The sequence below is a fragment of the Pseudonocardia sp. TRM90224 genome (assembly GCF_021245725.1).
Taxonomy (GTDB): domain Bacteria; phylum Actinomycetota; class Actinomycetes; order Mycobacteriales; family Pseudonocardiaceae; genus Pseudonocardia.
Map to the genome: position 1 here is coordinate 1 of NZ_JAJGSX010000050.1, position 17,676 is coordinate 17,676.

The window sequence follows — 17,676 nt, forward strand, 5'->3', positions numbered from 1 at the left end:
GAGATCTGCCCGCCCGGCGAGGGCGCCCTTAAAAACGCGCGACCACCAAGCCCGACAAGACCACCGCCACGAGACCATCCGCCACGAACCCACCCAACGGAACCACGTCGAGAACCCATCTCCACCCACCCAAACGCGCGACTCACCCGCCGAAACGTGGGACTCACCGTGCCGACGGTGTCGACTCACCGTGCCGAACGTGTCTACTCACCCGCCCACCCCAACTCGCGCACCCGCCCACCCCGCCTCGCCGACGGCGCCACCCCGACTCGCGGTGACGGAAGCCGACTGGCGTTCCTGCCACCGCCGGGAGAGACTGCCGCCATGATCGGGGAGGTGACGTGGCCGAGGTCTCGCTGAGCGGGGTGTCGATCTCGTACCGCGGGTCGGACGGGTCGCAGTACCCGGCCGTGCGTGACGTCGACCTGCACGTGCCGGCCGGGCGGTTCGTATCGGTCGTCGGGCCGACGGGGTGCGGGAAGTCGACGCTGCTGAATGCCGTTGCGGGGTTGTTGACGCCGACGGCGGGCACGGTGACCGTCGACGGCGTGCCGTTGCGCGGGCTCAACCGGCGCGCGGGCTACCTGTTCCAGCAGGACGCGCTGCTGCCGTGGAAGACGGTGATCGAGAACGTCGAGCTGGGGCTGCGGCTGCGCGGCACCCCACCGGCCGAGCGGCAGGAACGGGCGGCGGAGCTGCTGCGCAGGGTCGGGCTCGCCGGGTTCGAGCGGTCGTACCCGCACGAGCTCTCGGGCGGCATGCGCCGGCGCACGGCCGTGGCACAGACGTGGATCGTCGACCCGGACATCCTGCTGATGGACGAGCCGTTCGGCGCGCTCGACGTGCAGACCCGCCAGATCATGGAGAACGAGCTGCTCACGTTGTGGAGCGGCTCCGGGAAGACGGTCCTCTTCGTCACCCACGACCTGGACGAGGCGATCTCGCTCTCCGACGAGGTCGTGCTGCTCTCGGCCGGTCCCGGCAGCCACATCGTCGGCCGGTACCCCGTCGAGCTGCCGCGGCCACGGGACCTGCTGAACATCCGCACCGAGCCCGCGTTCACCGAGAGCTACGCGCGGATCTGGGCCGACCTCCGCGAGGAGGTGATGACCGGCTATGAGCGATCGACGAAGCAGCACCTCGACCGAACCCGATGAGACGGTCGCCAAGGCCCAACCCGTCAACAAGGGCCGGCAGCGCGCCGTTCTCGTCCGCACGGCGCAGATCCTCCTCGCCGTTGTGCTGATCGCCGGCTGGGAGATCGGCGCGAACACGGGCGCGATCGACACGTTCTTCTTCAGCCAGCCGTCGGCGATCGCCCAGCAGGTGATCACGTGGTTCGTCGAGGGCAGCATCTGGGAGCACCTGCGGATCACGCTGGTCGAGGCGCTGCTCGCGCTCGTGATCGGGACGGCCGCCGGGCTCGGGTTCGGGTTCCTGCTGGCCAGGGTGGAGCTGCTGGCGCAGATCCTCGACCCCTACATCAAGGTGCTCAACTCGCTGCCGCGCGTCGTGCTGGCGCCGATCTTCCTGCTCTGGTTCGGGCTGGGGATCTGGTCGAAGGTGGCGTTCGGCGTCACGCTGGTGTTCTTCATCGTCTTCTTCAACACCTATCAGGGCGTCCGCGAGGTCAACCGGGTGCTGGTGGACAACGCGCGGATGCTCGGCGCGACGGAGAGCCAGCTGCTGCGGCACGTGTTCCTGCCCAGCGCCTTGAGCTGGATCTTCTCCAGCCTGCACGTGAGCGTCGGCTTCGCGATCGTCGGCGCGGTGGTCGGTGAGTACCTGGGTTCCTCGGCCGGGGTCGGGTTCCTGATCTCGCAGGCCGAAGGGGTCTTCGACACGACGGCGGTGTTCGCCGGGATGGTGGTGCTCTCGGTCGTCGTGCTGATCATCGACACGGTCGTGCACCGCGTCGAGCGTTACCTGCTGCGCTGGCGACCGACGGGCGCAGCCGACACCGGGGCGAACTGAACGATGGAGGCATCGATGCGACGACGGCTGACGGCGGCGGTGCTCGCCGCGCTGACCGGGCTGGCACTGGCCGCGTGCGGCGGCGCGGGCGGTGGGGACGCGTCCGGCGAGGTGCGCCTCGCCGTCGGCGGCCAGCCGCTGCTCGTCTACCTGCCTACGACGCTGGCCGCCCAGCTCGGCTACTACCGCGAGGAAGGGCTGAACGTCCACCTCGAGGATCTCCAAGGCGGCTCGAAAGCGCTGCAGGCACTGCAGGGCGGCAGCGTCGACGTCGTCAGCGGCTACTACGACCACACCATCCAGATGCAGGCCAAGAACCGCGACGTCGTGGCGTTCGTGAACATGCTGCGCTACCCGTCGCTGGTGGTCGCGGTGTCGCCGAAGTCGAGCAAGCCGATCAACTCCGTGGCCGATCTCAAGGGGACCAAGGTCGGCGTCACTGCGCCCGGTTCGTCCACCGACTTCTACCTGAAGTACCTGCTGGTGCGCGCCGGGCTCGCCCCGACGGACGCAGCCCCGCAGGCCGTCGGCGGCGACACCTCGGCGGTCGCGGCGATGGAGTCGGGCCAGGTCGACGCCGCCGTCATGCTCGACCCGGCGTTCGCGCAGCTGCAGAAGCGGGTCGGCGCGGAGAACGTGCGCGTGCTCTCCGACACGCGCACCGCCGAGGGCGTCCAGCGCGACCTGAACGTCAGCACGTACCCGGCCGCGGTGCTCTACTCCGACGCCGCCTGGCTGCGCGACAACCCGGAGACCGCACGCAAGCTGGCCAAGGCGATCAAGCGGGCGCTCGACTACGTCCACAGCCACTCCGGCGCCGAGATCGCGGCGGCCATGCCACCGCAGTACGCGGCGGGCGACCCCGCGATCTACGCCACGGCGATCGAGAACGCCAAGGCGGCGATCTCCCCCGACGGGCGGATCGACGTCGCCGGCGCCCAGGCCGTCTACGGGGTGCTCAAGCAGTTCAACCCGGAGATCGCGGCCGCCACGATCGACATCAACAAGACGTTCACCAACGATTACCTGCCGCCGGGATGACCACAACCTTGACGACGTTGACGGCAATGTTGACGAGCCCGCGTCAACATTGCGCAGGAGCCGCTACAGGGGCGCGGTGAGCTCCAGGTGCACGCCGTCGGGGTCGCTGAACGAGAGGATCGCGATGCCGAACGCCTCGAGGTCGCGCACCTCGCCGTGCGGCACGCCGTGCTCCTCCAGCTTCTGCTGCGCGTCGACGAGCGCGTCGCGCGACGCGACGGTGAAGCTGAGGTGGTCGAGTCCCACCCGCTCGCTGACGAACCGGTCGTCACCCGACGCGACCGGCCGCAGCCCGAACAGCATGCCGTTGGTGATGAAGACGACCCCGCCGTAGAGCTGCGCGGGGTCGTCGCGCACCGCGGGGTCGTTCGGGTCGCCCGGCGACTCGGCGGCGATCTGGAACCCGAGCACGTCGCTGTAGAACGCCCGCGACCTGCCTAGATCGGTCACGGTGAGCCGGACGTGATGGATGCCGGTGGTCTCGATCAGGGCCATGAGGGCAAGTATGTGACGCACCACGAACGCTGGCACGCACCTGCGCCGCCGCACTCACCGCCGGACTAGGTGCTCACCGCCAGCGAGCCCAACAGCCCGAGAGCCTCGGCATCCCGCCCACCCGGCACGGCGTGGTAGATCACGAGCAGCTGCCCGCTCGTCCCACCCACGGCGAGCTTCTCCAACTGCAGCTCCAGGTCGCCGACGACGGGATGCCGCATCCGCACCGGCGCACCGGCGAGCGCCTTGACGTCGTGCCGCGCCCACAGCCGTCGGAACTCCTCGCTCGCCAGCGAGAGCTCGCCGACGAGCTGCGCGGTCCGCGGGTCGTCCGCAGCGCCGATCGACGCCCGGAAGGCGCCGACCATGCCGGCGACGACCCGCTCCCAGTCGGGGTAGAAGTCGCGCGCGCCCGGGTCGAGGAAGATCGAACGCAGCCGGTTCTCGCCCACGCGGATCGACGCGGTGAGGGCCGTGGCGAGCGGGTTGACGGCGAGCACGTCGAACATCCGGCTCTCCACGAACGCCGGCAGCCCGACCGCATCGAGCAGCTGCCGGATGCCCGCCGGCACGGGTTCGCGACGCGGACGCCGCGACGGCGCGGCGCGGGCCGCGGAGAGGGTCATGAGGTACGCGGTGGCGGCGGTGTCGAGGCCCAGCACCCGCGCCAGCGCGTCCAGGACCTGCGCCGACGGGTTGCGGTCGCGGCCCTGCTCCAGCCGCAGGTAGTAGTCGGCGCTGATGCCGGCCAGCGTCGCAACCTCCTCGCGGCGCAGCCCCGGGGTGCGCCGGACGCCGGTGACGCGGATGCCGGCGTCGGCGGGATCAACCAGCTCACGGCGGGCACGCAAGTACTCGCCGAGCGCGTTGGATCCGGGCATTCCCCCACTCTACGAGCGCGCGATCCGTCCATCCTGGTCCCCGCACTCCCAGGAGCGACGGGACGCTGCACAAGTCACCCGAGGAGGCGCAGGGTGGAGGCATGACCTCGACCACCGATCTTCCCGGCGCGACGTACCGGCTCGGCGACCTGGACGTCACCCGCGTCGGCTACGGCGCCATGCAGCTCGCCGGACCGGGCGTGTTCGGCCCGCCGCGCGACCGGGCCGCCGCGGTCGCCGTGCTGCGCGCCGCCGTCGACATGGGCATCACGCACATCGACACCGCCGACTTCTACGGTCCGCACGTCACGAACGAGATCATCCGCGAGGCGCTCTCGCCCTACCCCGACGACCTGCACATCGTCACGAAGGTCGGCGCGCGCCGCGACGAGCAGGGCGGCTGGCCGCACGCCCGCACCCCCGCCGAGCTGCGCGACCAGGTGCACGACAACCTCCGCCGCCTCGGGCTCGACGTGCTCGACGTGGTCAACCTCCGCGTCGGTGGCCTCGACGCACCGGAGCCGGGCCCGCTCGCCGAGCAGTTCGAGGCGCTCGCGGAGCTGCAGCAGCAAGGCCTGATCCGGCATCTCGGGCTGAGCACCGTCAACGCCGAGCAGCTCGCCGAGGCGCAGGCCATCGCGCCGGTGGTGTGCATGCAGAACCTCTACAACCTCGCCCGTCGCAGCGACGACCCGCTCGTCGAGCTGACCGCACAGCAGGGCATCGCGTTCGTCCCGTACTTCCCGCTCGGCGGCTTCTCGCCGCTGCAGTCCGACGAGCTCCGGTCGGTCGCCGACCGGCTCGACGCCACGCCGCTCGGCGTTGCGCTCGCCTGGCTGCTGCAGCGCTCGCCGAACATCCTGCTGATCCCCGGCACGTCGTCGGTCGCGCACCTGCAGGAGAACGTCGCCGCCGCCGGGCTCCAACTGCCGGCCGAGGCCGTCGCCGAGCTCGACGCGATCGGCGCCGCCCCCGCTACCGGCCCCTGAGCTCGTCGACGTCGAGGCCACGGTCGACGCCGTGCGGGGAGACGACCTGGCCCGGTTCGAGCGCGAGCCGGCGGTCGTCGAGGTCCACCTCGACGAGATCGGGTTCGAAGGACACCCACCCCGAGACGCGCTCGACCTCCGGCCACGCCTCCTCGTACGACCACGCGGCCCGCTTGCGCCCGCCGACGTCGTAGTACGAGGCCAGACCCTTGTACGGGCAGAACGTCTGCCCGTCGACCGGGGTCAGCGCCGCGGTGTTGATGTCCCCGCGCGGGACGTACCAGCGCGTCGCGAAGCCCGATTCGTACAGCGCGAGCGGACGGCGGGTCTCGGCGACGACCCGGTCGCCGTCGCGGACGACGAGGTGGCGCGAGGTCCGGCGGATGTCGATGCGGTGGTACTGGTCGGCGGCGTGGCCGACGATCCGCTCGTCCTCCTCGTAGAACGCGTTCATCGCCCGCCACGCGAACGCGACGCGGTCGCGCAGGGTCGCCGCGTGGGCCGGCAGGTCGGTGTGCTGCCACGCCGCCCGCTTCACGTCGCGCACGCCGAACCACGCGGTTGCGCCGAGCTCTGCGTGGGTCGTCGCGCGCTCCTCCGGCACCAGCATGCCGTCGCCGATGTCGGCGAGCGGGAAGTACGCCACCGGATAGCGGCCCGGTTCGTGCAGCAGCACGACGTCCTCGCTGTCGGCGATCCACTCGTCGCCCAGCCGCACGCGCATGCGGCGGCGCAGCGGCTCGGCGAACAGGAGCCGCTCCGGGATCGGCTGATCCACCAGGAACCGTCCCACGGTCTTGCTCGCCAGCGGTCCTTGCTGCCATGCAAGCCCCATTGCCCCGCTCCTAACCCGTCATCGACTTCAACCAGGTTAGGAGCCTGGCTCAGTGACCTCTAACCTGTCAAGATTCATTTAGGAGTTAGACGTCCGTCGCGGCTGTCTTCGGATACTTTCGAGGTGTGCGCCCTCCGGTCCTCCACACCGCCGACGTCGGCGGCTGGGAGCACGTCCGGCCCGCCGACCGGCCCGCGTACGAGGGTGTGGAGGTCGTCGGCTACCGCGACCGCCTCGGCCAGGGCCTGGAGATGCGGGTGCTCCCCCAGCCCCGGCTGACGCTCGTGCTGGTGCTCGACGGTGAGCTGCGCATCAACCGGACGCACCCCGTGGCGACCGGCATCGTCAGCGGCGTCGGGGTGAGTTCGGTGCCGGTGAGCGGGCAGGGCCTGGTGTGCGTGGACATCCACCTCTCACCGCTCACCGCGCACTCCGTCCTCGCCGGGGCCGTTGCGGAGCTGGCCGGCACGGTCGTCGGCTTCGAGGACCTGTGGGGCGCCGAGGCCGGCCGGCTGCGTGCGGCGTTGGCCGGCACGGACCGGTGGGACGAGCGGTTCGGCCTGATCCGCGCGGCGCTCGCCGACAAGATCCACGCGAACCGGCCCGTCGACCCCGAGGTGGCCTACGCCTGGCGCGAGCTGGAGGCCAGCGGCGGGCAACGCCGCATCGGCGAGCTCGCCACCGAGGCGGGCTGGAGCCGCAAGCGGCTGTGGTCGCGGTTCACCGCACAGACGGGTGTGACGCCCAAGCGGGCCGCGATGATCGTGCGGCTCGCGCCGGCGATCGACGCCATCGTGGCGGGCACGGCGGTCGTCGACGTCGCGGTGCGCTTCGGGTACGCCGACCAGTCGCACCTCACACGCGACCTGCGGGAACTCGCCGGCTACACGCCGGCCGCGCTCTACCGCAACCGTCATGAGGTCAGCCAGGAACGGGGAACATTCGTCCAAGAACCCGCCGGCTGATCCGCGCGAGAGTCGTCGCCATGACGGAGACGACCTCTGATCCGCGGGAGGCGGCGCGGGCGCTCGCAGCGATCCGCCGCCCCGTGGCCGGCCGCACCCGACTGGCCTGCGTGCTCGGCGGGCTCGGCGCGGTTGCCGGGCTGGCGCCGTTCGTCGGCCTCGTCGAACTGGCGGACGCGCTGCTCTCGACCCCATCGATCGGGGCCACGTCGCCGTGGTGGCGGCGCTGATCGTGCTCGGGCTGCTGCTGCGCGGCGCGTTCATGAGCGCGGCGCTGACGATCACGCACCTCGCGGACGTGCAGCTGCAGGCGAACCTGCGCCGCAAGCTCGTCGAGCACCTCGGACGGGTCCCGCTCGGCTGGTTCACGCGGAACTCGTCCGGTCGGTTGCGCAAGACCGCCATGGGTGACGTCGACGCCTTGCACCAGCTGGTGGCCCACCAGGCCGTCGAGACGACCGCGGCCGTCGTGACCCCGCTCGGCGCGCTCGTGTACCTGCTGGTGCTGGACTGGCGGCTCGCCCTGCTCGCGATCGCGACGATCCCGATCTACGCCGCGGCGTTCGCGTGGATGGAGCGCGGCTCCAACGCCAGCATGCGCAAGATCGACGAGAGCAACACGCGGCTGGGCAGCGCCGTGGTCGAGTTCGTCTCGGAAATCGCGGTCGTGAAGGCGTTCGGCCGGGCCCGCAAGGCGCACGCCGCCTACCGGCGGGCCGCCGCCGACTACACGCAGGCCGTCACCGACTGGGCGCGGCCGAACACCCGCATCGAGGCGCTGGCCGGGTTGGTGGTCTCCGCGCCGGTGATCGGTCTCGTCACCGTTGCGGGCGGCGCGTGGTTCGTCGATCGGGGCTGGGTGACGCCGGGTGAGGCGCTCGCCTGCGTGCTGCTGGCGTGCGTGATCCCGATCGCCATCGAGCCGCTCGGCTTCGGCGAGATGAACCGACGGGCGGCCGCGGCCGCGGCGCTGCGGATCCAGCGGCTGCTCGACGTCGCGCCGTTGCCGCTGCCGGCTGCGGCTCGACGGCCCACGACTGGCGCAGCAGGCGATCGCGTGGTGTACGACGCCGTCCGGTTCGCCTACGACCAGGAGGACGTCCTGCACGGGGTGAGCTTCACGTGCGAGCCTGGGACGGTCACGGCGCTGGTCGGGCCGTCGGGTTCGGGGAAGTCGACGCTGGCCACGCTGGCGCTGCGGTTCCACGACGTCACCGGCGGCGCGGTCCGCATCGGCGGTGTCGACGTGCGGGACGTCGAACCGGCTCAGCTTCACCGGCACGTCGGGTTCGTGCTGCAGGACGTGCAGCTGCTGGGCGGCAGCGTCCGCGACAACGTTGCGCTCGGTCGTCCGGAAGCGACGGACGCCGAGGTCCGGGACGCGTGTCGCGCGGCGCAGATCCACGACCGGATCACCGCGCTGCCGAAGGGCTACGACTCCGTCGTGGGGCAGGACGTCCACTTCTCCGGCGGTGAGGCGCAGCGGGTCGGCATCGCTCGCGCACTGCTCGCCGACACCCCGGTACTGGTGCTCGACGAGGCCACGGCGTTCGCCGACGCGGAGTCGGAAGCCGCGATCCAGGACGCGTTGGCGCAGCTCGTCGGCGGCCGCACCGTGCTGGTGATCGCACACCGGCTCTCGACGATCACCGGCGCCGACCGGATCGTCGTGCTCGACCGCGGCCGGGTCGTCGAGACCGGCACACACCCCGAGCTGCTGGCGGCACGGGGGCAGTACTCGCGGATGTGGGCGGCGCACGAAGGGGTACCGGCATGATCACCGACCTGCGGCTGTTGCTCGGACCGGAGCGGGCGCACATCCTGACCCGGTACGTCGCCTGGACGGTCGGGTACGGCGTGCTGAGCGGCATCGCCGCGGCCCTGCTCGTCCCGGTGGTCGAGGCGCTCGCGTCGGGCCGGCGGGACACGTTGGGCGCGCACCTGCTCACGCTGGCCGCGGTGACGGTCGCGGCCGCGGTCGTGCGGTACGTGCAGACGATGCGCGGCTCGTCCGCAGCTCTGGAGACGATGTCGTCGATGCACCAGCGGCTCGGCGACCACCTCGTGGGCCTGCCGATCGGCTGGTTCGACTCCGACCGCACCGGCCGCCTGACCCGCATGGCGACCGACGGCACGATGATGATCGGCGGGATCTTCGCCCACCTGCTCTCGCCGCTGGTCATCGCCGTAGCGGCGCCGGCGACCGTGACGGTCGCGCTGTTCTGGTACGACTGGCGCCTCGGCCTGGCCAGCGCGCTGTGCATCCCCGTGCTCGCGTTCGCGTTCCGGTTCGCCGGCCGGAACCTGGCTCGCGGGGAGGCCGCCGATCACGCCGCGGACGTCGAGGCCGGCTCTCGGGTGGTCGAGTTCGGCCGCAACCAGCGGGTGCTGCGCGCGTTCGGCCGCGGTGTGCACGGCTACCGGCCGCTGGAGGACGCGATCGAGGGGCAGCGGCGCACCCGCCGCCGCACGCTCGGCCTCGGCGTGACCGGCCTGACGGTCGGCGGCCTCGCGGTGCAGCTCGCCGTCACCGTGCTCCTGCTGGTCGGGGTGTGGCTCGCGCTGGAGGGCGCGGTTGCGCCGGCAGCGGCGGTCGCGCTGATCGCGCTCACGTTCCGGTTCGCCGGGCCGCTCGCCGACGTCAGCGAGTACGCCGGCGCTATCCGCATCGCCGCGGCCGACCTCCGCCGTCTCACCGCCGTGCTCCGCGAGGAGGGGATGCCGGAGCCGGAGGTGTCGGCGCCGATCACCCGGCCCGGGCGCATCGAGCTCGACGGCGTCACCTTCGGGTACGAGGCGTCGGCGCCGGTACTGCACGACGTCTCGTTCACGGTGCCGGCCGGTTCGGTGACCGCGCTGGTCGGGCCGTCGGGTTCGGGCAAGACGACCGTCATCCGGTTGATCAGCCGGTTCTGGGACGTCCAGCACGGTTCGGTGCGGGTCGGCGGTGCCGACGTGCGCAGCCTGTGCACCGAGGACCTGACCGGCCAGCTCGCCATGGTCTTCCAGGACGTCTACCTGTTCGACGACACGCTGGTCGCCAACATCCGGCTCGGCAGGCCGGCGGCCACCGACGTCCAGCTGGCCGAGGCGGCCCGGCTCGCGGGCGTCGACGAGATCGTCGCGCGGCTGCCGCACGGCTGGGACACGCGGGTCGGCGAGGGCGGGGCGGCGCTCTCCGGCGGCGAGCGCCAGCGCGTCTCGATCGCCCGGGCGCTGCTGAAGCGAGCACCGATCGTCCTGCTGGACGAGGCCACCGCCGCCCTCGACCCGGAGAACGAGCGCTACCTGCAACGATCCGTGCGCCGGCTCGCCGAGCACAGCACCGTGCTGCTCATCGCGCACCGACTGGACAACGTCGTCGACGCCGACCAGATCGTCGTCATGGACGGCGGCCGGGTGGTCGAAATCGGCACACACGACACCCTCAAGATCGCCGATGGCGCTTACGCGCGGTTGTGGCGGGCGCGGACGGACGCGAGGGGTTGGCGGCTGCTTCGGCGTGGCGTCTGATCCGAATCCACCCACCTGGGTGGGATGAATTCCGGCATGCCATCGACTATTCGCACGAAACGGTCAGCCTGCGGATAGCGGGTGGTCCTCTTTCCGGTGGTGCCGTCTAGAGACGGTTCTCGCACCGCCCGAATCGGCGTGCCCGCCACTCACAGGTGGGGGCTGAGAGTGCGCCGACAACACTCGGGACCACCGCCCGCGAGACCACCGGCCACGAACCCACCCAACGAACCACGTCGCGAACCCACACCCACCCGCCCAACCGCGCGACTCACCGCTCCGAACGCGCGACTCGCCCGCTGGAACGTGGGACTCACCGTGTCGAAGTCGTCGACTCACCGTGCTGGAGGTGTCGACTCACCGTGCCGAAGTCGTCGACTCACCGTGCCGGAGGTGTCGACTCACCGTGCCGAAGTCGCCGACTCACCGTGCCGGAAGTGGCGACTCACCGTGCCGGAGGTGTCGACTCACCCGGCTCACGCACGGTGTGGACCCGGCTCGCGGCCGCGCCGGCGGCGGGCCGCCCGCGCTAGATCCCGTAGTCCGGCAGCTGGAACCCGTTCGCCACCTTGATGAGGGTGTCGTTGTCCGCCCCCTCGCGCCCCATCCGTTGGGTGGCCAGCACCCACTCGCGCAGCCGCTGCTCGTAGGCGGCGAGGCCACCGGGCAGGTCTGGGCCGGCGGCCGCCAGTTCCCCGGCCAGGACGTACGCGCCGACGAGGGCGAGGCTCGTGCCTTGCCCGGTCAGCGGCGACGGGGAGTAGGCGGCGTCGCCCAGCAGGCCGGTGCGGCCGCGGGACCAGGTGTCGAGCAGCACCTGGCTGCAGGAGTCGAAGTAGAAGTCGGGCGCGTCGTCCATCTCGGCGAGCAGGCGCGGGGCCTCCCAGCCCACCCCGGCGGCGCGGTCGCGGATGATCGCCTTCTGCTGCACGACGTCGCGGTGGTCGTAGGTGAGCCGGTCGGACTGGAAGCCGATATAGACGATCGTCTCGCTGTTGCCGTGCACGGGCCGGATCCCGGTCGAGCAGCCGTCGCCGGTGTGGTCGAGCGCCCAGTCCTCGAGCCCGAGGTGGTTGGGCGCCGACCAGAATGCGATGTAGGTGCCGAGGTGCAGCAGGTGTTGCGTCTCCTCGCCGAACAGCAGTGCCCGCACCGCCGAGTGCAGCCCGTCGGCGCCGATGACCAGGTCGAACTCGCGCCGGGCACCACTGGCGAACCCGACGTCGATGACGTTCCCGCGCTCGGTCAGCTCGGTGACCGACTCGCCGAACACGTACTCGGTGGTGCCGCGGGTCGCGCTGATCAACACGTCGGCCAGGTCGCCACGCAGGATCTCGATCTCCGCGATCTGGCCGTCGCCGCCGTGCTCGTCGGCGCGCTGGGACGAGAGCGGCGCACCGGCGGCGTCGACTGTGCTGAACCCGGCGGTGTGGATCGCCGCGTCGCGGATCTGCTGGTCGAGCCCCATCCGGGCGGCCACCTCCCTGGCCACCCCCGCGCAGGTCGACGGCTTGCCCGCCGGGCCGCTGCGCAGGCGCCTTCTCCACGACGGTGGTCGCGAACCCGCACCGGTCGAGCCAGAACGCGAGGGCCGGTCCGGCGATGCTGGCGCCGGCGATGAGCACGCGGGTCACGAGACCATTCCTACCGGATTGCGTCAGCAGCCTCCGCCACGGCGCAGCGAGTCGTCGTGCCGGACGTGCGGCGTGAGCGTCAGTGGATCGAAGCCCGTCCGGTACGGACAGTCGGCGCGGTAGCGCACCACGACCACCTCGACCTCGGACTCCAAGGTGAACCTCGCCGCGCGCGGCGCATCACCTTCCGGGTTTCCTTCCCACACGACGACGGCCTGCTGCAGCGGTCCGATCGAGCGGCGCAGCTCCACCCGGTGGAACGGGTCGATCCAGTCCGTAGCGGTGACATGCACGAGTTGCAGCCCGTCCTGTGAGGCCAGGACCTCCTCGCTGTCAACGAGGTCGGTGGAGATGAGCGCGAACGAGGTCATCATGATCGCGAACGGGACCAGGCACACGCCGACGGCGGCGACCGCCGCCCGCGCGAACCGATGCCGGAACGACCGGTACGCCGCCCAGATCACCAGGCCCGCAACGACGAGCAGCCCGATCCAGCGGTAGAGCGCCCCATGGGGACCGAGCTGGACGTTCAACGGGTTCCACATCGCGACGCCGAGAGCGAGGGCGCCCACGGCCGCGACCACCCAGCCGACCAGTGGCCGACCCGACCGCTTCTCCCGTACGTCCGGCTGCTCGTCGCTCATGACGATCACGACCGCAGCACCGCCTGATCGGTTGGGGTGCTGTGCTACTGGGGCACCGCGGTGGTGCGGCACGTGCGCACCCACCACATCGAGAGCACGAGCGCGATGGCGGTTCCGATCGCCCCCGAAACCGCGATGACCGTTGACGACAACACGTTCGTCGCGACGAGGCCGAACGTCAGGATCGCGAGGCCTTGGGTCACCCGCATCATCGTGAACATGAGGCCGACGGCCTGGCCGCGCATGCTGTCGGGGACGGTCTGGGTGTATTCGGCCTGCAGCGGGATGTAGTAGTACAGCGACGCTCCCGAGACGATGATCAGCGCGAGCGCGGCGGCCGGCGTCGGGATCACGAAGAACAGGATCAGCGGCGCGCAGCTGAGGATCGACAGAGCGGCGACGTGTCGCGGCCCCTGGTCGGGGATCAGCATCGGCAGGATCCAGATGCCCAGCACGATCCCGGCCGGGCCGGCGCCCATCAGCATCCCGGCGATCTCCGGGCCGTAGCCGATCTGCACGGCGTAGGGCGCCGCGAGCGTCTCCGTCGCGAGCGTGGCGGCAATGGCGATCGCGAACAGCATCGTGATCAGCAGCCGCGGCCGTCCGACGATGTAGCGCACCGCGGTCCGGGTGGAGCCGACCCACGACGACGAGTCGGGCAACGCCGTCGCCGGCCGGCCGACCACACCGAACAGGACGATGAGCGCCGAGATGGTGAACGTCGCGGCGTTGAGCACCAGCACGGTCGACAACCCGACGAGCGCAACCACCACACCGCCGAGGGCGTAGCCCACCGTGTAGGAGACGTGGTTGACGAGCTGCGTGACCGCGGTGCCTTTGACGAGCTGTTTCCCCGGCAGCACGACCGACATCGTGGACATGTAGGAGCTGCCGAACGGTGAGTCCATCAACCGGATCGCGAACAGCAATCCCCACAATGCGATCAGCGGCATCCCGGGAATCGCCATGACGAGCACCAGTAGCGCCCGCCCGACGTCGGTCGCGACCATGACGGCGCGTCGGGGCAGCCGGTCGGCGAGCCCGGCGAGCAGCGGCCCGCCGATGAGGTCCGGCAGCACGGTCAGTGCGAATGTGACGCCCATGAGCGCCTCGGAACCGGTCTCGGTGAAGACCGCGACGACCAAGCCGGCGCGCGCGGTGTAGTCACCGACCGTGGAGAGCCCCCGGCTGATGAACAGGGCCCGGAACTCCGGCACCGCGAAGATGTCCGCGTAGGAGACCCGATCGTGCTCGCCGGCCGCTTTCGACACGTGCTTCCCCCGGTGGTCGGTGTCCCCGATACCGCCCTCATCAGGATCGACCACCCGGCCGCGGTTTCGCCAGCAAATGGGCCGGGTCGGCAAGAACGCACGCCGAACATGGCATTTCGGCATCCCTGGGGGTTTCGAACAGCCTGTCAGTCCTCGCGCCGCACGTCCCGCCACGCGGCGGTGAGGCGCTCGACGATCTCTTCCAGCACCTCGTCGGGGAACGTGAACGGCAGCCGGATGAAGGCGTCGTGCCTGCCCGTGTTGTCCGTGGACGTACCGGACACGAGCTCGACGCCGTGGCGCAGCGCCGCCGCCGCGAACGGCTGCGCGTCGTCGGTGGGCAGCTGGATCCAGAGCGCCGACCCGCCGTCGGGCGCCTGCCATCGCCAGCTCGGGAGGTGCGTCGCGAGCAGCGGGGTGAGGTGGGCGAGCCGGTCGCGACGGGCGGCGGCGCGGCGGGCGGCCAGCTCGGCCGCGTGCGGGAGCAGGCGCGCGGCGACGGCCTGGTCGAGCACCGGGCTGCCGAGGTCGGCCAAGGCCTTCAGGCGGACCAGCTGGTCGACGGTCTCGGGTCGTGCGCGCACCCAGCCGATGCGCAGGCCCGCCCAGACCGTCTTGGCCAGCCCGCCGACCGTCAGGATCTGGGCGTCCGGGGTTGCGGACGCGGCGATGGGCGGGTGGTCGTCGAGGTACGCGCTGTCCTCCACGACGGGCAGGTCGTGCCGGGCGGAGATCTCGGCGAGCTGCCGGCGGCGACGCTGCGACATCAGCAGCCCGGTGGGGTTGTGGAAGGTCGGCATCACGTAGAGCAGGTCCGGGTGGCGCTGGGTGATCGCGGTGCCGAGCGCGTCGGTGCGGATGCCCTCGTCGTCGAGCGGAACGCCGACCAGCCGGGTGCCGATCGCGCGGAAGAGATCGACGCTGCCGGGCCAGCCCGGCGACTCGACGGCGACCACGCTGCCGCGGCGCAGGTGGTGCTGGGCGATGAGCGCGATGGCCTGGGTGGCGCCGCTGGTGACGACGACGTGCTCGGGGCCGGTGGGCAGGCCCTGCGCGGTGTAGTGGTCGGCGATCGCCTGCCGCAGCTCGGGCAGGCCGCGCGGGTGGTAGCCGGCGTCGGTGAGCAGCTCTGGCAGCGTCGAGGACGCCAGGTCGAGCACGGCGGCGGTCAGCTCGGGCAGGCCCTCATCGGCTGCTTGCCGCAACGAGATGATGTCGCCGGGCTGGTCGGCGAACCGCTGGCGCAGCGACCCGGCCGCGCTGCCGGTGGGCGGTGTGGTGCGGGCGGCCGCGAAGGCGGCGACGACGGTTCCGCTGCCGCGTTTGCTCACGACCAGCCCGCTCCTGCGCAGGCGCTCGTACGCGGCGATGACGGTCGAGCGGCTCAGCGCGAGCGCGGCGGCGAGCCTGCGCTCCGGCGGCAGCCGGTCGCCGCGGACCAGCGTGCCCGTGCGGATCGCGGAGGCCAGCGCGTCGGCGAGCGAGCCGTAGAGCGGGCCGTCGCGGCGGTGCCAGTCGCCGAGCGCGTCGACGAGCTCCGCGATGGGCGCAGTGGCCTCTTTTCGGTCCACCTCGCCCCTCATTGGATATGCAACCGCCATGTGGACCGGACCAGTCTGGGTCCAGCCCCAGAAGGGGTCAACGCCGGCGCGAGGAGACCGCAATGCCTGATCCGTCGACTCTGGGACTGTTCGTGGTGGCGTCCATCGCGCTGATCGCGGTGCCCGGTCCGAACGGGCTGTTCATCCTCACCCGCAGCATCGCCGGCGGGCGTGGGGTCGGGCTCGTCTCGGCGATCGGGATCGAGATCGCGACGCTCGTGTACGCGGCCGGCTCCGCGTTCGGCGTGGCCGAGCTGATCGCGCGCTCGCCGCTCGCGTTCCAGGTGTTGACCTACGCCGGCGCCGCGTACCTGGTCCACCTGGCCGTCAAGGCGTTCGGGCGACCGCTGACCGTAACGATGACCGGCGCGATGGCCGGCCCGATGAACGACACCGTGGAGCGGACGAGCCGGTGGAAGGTGTTGCGCGACGGGACGGTGGTGAACCTGCTGAACCCCAAGGTGGCGCTGTTCTTCGTGGCGTTCCTCCCGCAGTTCGTCACGCCGGGCGCGGCGCCGGGTGATGCACGACTGGAGCTGCTCGTGCTCGGACTGGTCTTCTTCGTGCTGGCGCTCGTCATGGACATCGGCTACGCGCTGGCCGGTGCCGGCGCGGGCGCCTGGATCCGCCGCCGGGGTGGCGCCATCGGCTGGTTGCGCTGGCCGGTCGGCGCCACGTACCTGGGAATCGCGGCGTTCGCGGTCCTGGCCTGACCCTAGCCTGGCAAGCTGGCCCGTCCGCTCAGCAGCGGCTGCGCGGCCCTGGCCCGCATCGGCTGCCCGAACGCCACGTGCCTCGTCGCGACCATGGCGTCGTGCAGGCACCGGGTGAGGACGGTGTCGCCGCGGATCGCGGTGGTCCCCGCCGCCTTGTGCGCGAACTGGACGACCTCGACGGCGGTGTCGGCGGCGTGGCCGGAGGCCAGGTTCACCCGCGCCTCGGTCGCGGGGGCCACGGCGCCGTCCTCGGCCTCGGTCCAGACGGCGTGCTGCATGTCGAGCAAGTACCGGTGCGCCGATTCCAGCCGGGCGAGGGCGATCCCGAACGGGAGCTGGAAGGCCGGGTCGTCGGCGAGGCGCTGCTGCTGACCGAACGGCTTGCGGGTCAGCGCGAGTTCGGCGAGCTCGTCGAGGGCCCGGCGGGCGATGCCGAGCGGGACGATCGCGAGCAGGCCGTTGGCGCCGAACGGGATGCGCGCTGTCGGGTCGGTCGACCAGCTGGGCCGGGATCTGTCGAACAGCTCGGTCCAGCTGGTCGCCGGGATCCGGACGTCGGTCGCCGTGACGGTGTGGCTGCCGGTGGCGCGCAGGCCGATGACGTCCCAGTCGTCGACGACGTGCCCGTCCGCGACCGGGAAGAAGCCCACCCGTGGCCCTTCGTCGAGCATCGCGCCGCCTAGGAACCACGTCGCCGACGTGCAGCCGCTGGCGAAGCCCCACCGGCCGGTCAGCAGGCGGTCCGTCCCGTCGAGGACGGTCCGCCCGACCGGCGCGAACCCGCCCGCGATGCTCAGGTGCTCCGGGTCCGCGGCGACGAGCCGCGCGTCGGGCTCGGGCAGGCCGGCCAGCAGCCCCGCCGCGCCGTTGGCGACGGTGGTGCACCAGCCCAGCGACCCGTCGACGTAGGAGAGCTGCTCGATCACCGTCGAGGTCGTGGTGAGCGGCGTCCCCAACCCGCCGAGCTCCGGCACCAGGTACATCCGGTACAGCCCGCCTGCCAGCGACAGCTCGACCAGCTCGTCGGGGAGGTGATCAGCTGTGGCGAGCTTCTCGGCGTGCGCATCCGCCCACGCGAGCACGGCCGACGGGTCTGGTTCCACGATCATGGGTTCTG

The 17,676-nt window shown here is 71.7% G+C and carries 17 protein-coding genes; 9 read left to right on the plus strand and 8 right to left on the minus strand.

The window, feature by feature from the left end; all coding sequences use genetic code 11:
- Positions 1 to 341 precede the first annotated feature (341 nt).
- The 3 genes from LL648_RS37895 to LL648_RS37905 are packed head-to-tail and all read left to right on the plus strand — an operon-like array spanning position 342 to position 3,015.
- Positions 342 to 1,157, plus strand: a complete 816-nt coding sequence (locus LL648_RS37895; protein ID WP_232667734.1) for an ABC transporter ATP-binding protein — start codon at positions 342 to 344, stop codon at positions 1,155 to 1,157.
- Positions 1,117 to 1,974: an ABC transporter permease gene (locus LL648_RS37900; RefSeq protein WP_232667736.1), complete on the plus strand. Its 858-nt coding sequence runs from the start codon at positions 1,117 to 1,119 to the stop codon at positions 1,972 to 1,974. Before LL648_RS37895 ends, LL648_RS37900 begins: the two co-directional genes overlap by 41 nt.
- Positions 1,975 to 1,989: 15 nt before the next feature.
- Positions 1,990 to 3,015, plus strand: a complete 1,026-nt coding sequence (locus LL648_RS37905; protein WP_232667737.1) for an ABC transporter substrate-binding protein — start codon at positions 1,990 to 1,992, stop codon at positions 3,013 to 3,015.
- A gap of 63 nt (positions 3,016 to 3,078) precedes the next feature.
- Here the strand turns inward: LL648_RS37905 and LL648_RS37910 are convergent, their stop codons facing one another.
- Together LL648_RS37910 and LL648_RS37915 are read right to left on the minus strand one after the other, a co-directional pair.
- On the minus strand, positions 3,079 to 3,510 hold the full coding sequence (locus tag LL648_RS37910; protein ID WP_232667738.1) for a VOC family protein: 432 nt from the start codon (positions 3,508 to 3,510) through the stop codon (positions 3,079 to 3,081).
- Positions 3,511 to 3,575: 65 nt separating this feature from the next.
- Positions 3,576 to 4,391, minus strand: a complete 816-nt coding sequence (locus LL648_RS37915; protein ID WP_232667740.1) for a helix-turn-helix domain-containing protein — start codon at positions 4,389 to 4,391, stop codon at positions 3,576 to 3,578.
- 101 nt (positions 4,392 to 4,492) lie between these two features.
- On the opposite strand from LL648_RS37915, the gene LL648_RS37920 reads away from it, so the two are divergent.
- Entirely contained in the window at positions 4,493 to 5,380 is an 888-nt protein-coding gene (locus LL648_RS37920) for an oxidoreductase (protein ID WP_232667741.1), read from the plus strand.
- On the opposite strand, the gene LL648_RS37925 is transcribed toward LL648_RS37920, so the two are convergent.
- On the minus strand, positions 5,367 to 6,215 hold the full coding sequence (locus LL648_RS37925) for a DUF427 domain-containing protein (protein ID WP_232667743.1): 849 nt from the start codon (positions 6,213 to 6,215) through the stop codon (positions 5,367 to 5,369). The two genes, LL648_RS37920 and LL648_RS37925, sit on opposite strands and share 14 nt — an antisense overlap.
- Before the next feature lie 125 nt (positions 6,216 to 6,340).
- On the opposite strand from LL648_RS37925, the gene LL648_RS37930 reads away from it, so the two are divergent.
- Genes LL648_RS37930 through LL648_RS37945 form a run of 4 tightly spaced genes read left to right on the plus strand, consistent with a single transcriptional unit; the run spans position 6,341 to position 10,693 of the window.
- Entirely contained in the window at positions 6,341 to 7,180 is an 840-nt protein-coding gene (locus LL648_RS37930) for a helix-turn-helix domain-containing protein (RefSeq protein ID WP_232667744.1), read from the plus strand.
- Positions 7,181 to 7,200: 20 nt separating this feature from the next.
- Complete coding sequence (locus LL648_RS37935) at positions 7,201 to 7,410, plus strand: hypothetical protein (RefSeq protein ID WP_232667745.1); 210 nt, start codon at positions 7,201 to 7,203, stop codon at positions 7,408 to 7,410.
- Positions 7,398 to 8,957 carry an ABC transporter ATP-binding protein gene (locus LL648_RS37940; protein WP_232667746.1) on the plus strand — a complete coding sequence of 520 codons (1,560 nt, stop codon included), beginning with the start codon at positions 7,398 to 7,400 and terminating at the stop codon, positions 8,955 to 8,957. The genes LL648_RS37935 and LL648_RS37940 overlap by 13 nt, the downstream gene beginning before the upstream one ends.
- Positions 8,954 to 10,693: an ABC transporter ATP-binding protein gene (locus LL648_RS37945; RefSeq protein ID WP_232667747.1), complete on the plus strand. Its 1,740-nt coding sequence runs from the start codon at positions 8,954 to 8,956 to the stop codon at positions 10,691 to 10,693. Before LL648_RS37940 ends, LL648_RS37945 begins: the two co-directional genes overlap by 4 nt.
- Before the next feature lie 529 nt (positions 10,694 to 11,222).
- Here LL648_RS37945 and LL648_RS37950 read toward each other — a convergent pair.
- The 4 genes from LL648_RS37950 to yczR form a co-directional block, all read right to left on the minus strand.
- Positions 11,223 to 12,173, minus strand: coding sequence for an FAD-dependent monooxygenase (locus tag LL648_RS37950; RefSeq protein ID WP_232667748.1), 951 nt, complete (start codon positions 12,171 to 12,173; stop codon positions 11,223 to 11,225).
- 177 nt (positions 12,174 to 12,350) lie between these two features.
- Positions 12,351 to 12,971 (minus strand): hypothetical protein, encoded by a 621-nt coding sequence (locus LL648_RS37955; RefSeq protein ID WP_232667749.1) that lies wholly within the window; start codon positions 12,969 to 12,971, stop codon positions 12,351 to 12,353.
- Positions 12,972 to 13,015: 44 nt separating this feature from the next.
- Positions 13,016 to 14,296, minus strand: a complete 1,281-nt coding sequence (locus LL648_RS37960; protein ID WP_232667750.1) for an MFS transporter — start codon at positions 14,294 to 14,296, stop codon at positions 13,016 to 13,018.
- A 92-nt stretch (positions 14,297 to 14,388) separates the two neighbouring features.
- Complete coding sequence (gene yczR / locus LL648_RS37965) at positions 14,389 to 15,813, minus strand: MocR-like transcription factor YczR (RefSeq protein ID WP_232667751.1); 1,425 nt, start codon at positions 15,811 to 15,813, stop codon at positions 14,389 to 14,391.
- 92 nt (positions 15,814 to 15,905) lie between these two features.
- On the opposite strand from yczR, the gene LL648_RS37970 reads away from it, so the two are divergent.
- Positions 15,906 to 16,556 carry a LysE family translocator gene (locus LL648_RS37970; protein WP_232667752.1) on the plus strand — a complete coding sequence of 217 codons (651 nt, stop codon included), beginning with the start codon at positions 15,906 to 15,908 and terminating at the stop codon, positions 16,554 to 16,556.
- A gap of 2 nt (positions 16,557 to 16,558) precedes the next feature.
- Here the strand turns inward: LL648_RS37970 and LL648_RS37975 are convergent, their stop codons facing one another.
- Positions 16,559 to 17,668 (minus strand): acyl-CoA dehydrogenase family protein, encoded by a 1,110-nt coding sequence (locus LL648_RS37975; RefSeq protein ID WP_232667754.1) that lies wholly within the window; start codon positions 17,666 to 17,668, stop codon positions 16,559 to 16,561.
- Positions 17,669 to 17,676: the final 8 nt, after the last annotated feature.

Excerpts from the sequence above, each read along its gene's own strand:
- LL648_RS37955 (WP_232667749.1), bottom strand. The coding sequence starts at position 12,971 with ATGAGCGACGAGCAGCCGGACGTACGGGAGAAGCGGTCGGGTCGGCCA.
- LL648_RS37920 (WP_232667741.1), top strand. The coding sequence starts at position 4,493 with ATGACCTCGACCACCGATCTTCCCGGCGCGACGTACCGGCTCGGCGAC.
- LL648_RS37915 (WP_232667740.1), bottom strand. The coding sequence starts at position 4,391 with ATGCCCGGATCCAACGCGCTCGGCGAGTACTTGCGTGCCCGCCGTGAG.
- LL648_RS37905 (WP_232667737.1), top strand. The coding sequence starts at position 1,990 with ATGCGACGACGGCTGACGGCGGCGGTGCTCGCCGCGCTGACCGGGCTG.
- LL648_RS37925 (WP_232667743.1), bottom strand. The coding sequence starts at position 6,215 with ATGGGGCTTGCATGGCAGCAAGGACCGCTGGCGAGCAAGACCGTGGGA.
- LL648_RS37945 (WP_232667747.1), top strand. The coding sequence starts at position 8,954 with ATGATCACCGACCTGCGGCTGTTGCTCGGACCGGAGCGGGCGCACATC.
- LL648_RS37975 (WP_232667754.1), bottom strand. The coding sequence starts at position 17,668 with ATGATCGTGGAACCAGACCCGTCGGCCGTGCTCGCGTGGGCGGATGCG.
- LL648_RS37970 (WP_232667752.1), top strand. The coding sequence starts at position 15,906 with ATGCCTGATCCGTCGACTCTGGGACTGTTCGTGGTGGCGTCCATCGCG.
- LL648_RS37910 (WP_232667738.1), bottom strand. The coding sequence starts at position 3,510 with ATGGCCCTGATCGAGACCACCGGCATCCATCACGTCCGGCTCACCGTG.
- LL648_RS37935 (WP_232667745.1), top strand. The coding sequence starts at position 7,201 with ATGACGGAGACGACCTCTGATCCGCGGGAGGCGGCGCGGGCGCTCGCA.
- LL648_RS37900 (WP_232667736.1), top strand. The coding sequence starts at position 1,117 with ATGAGCGATCGACGAAGCAGCACCTCGACCGAACCCGATGAGACGGTC.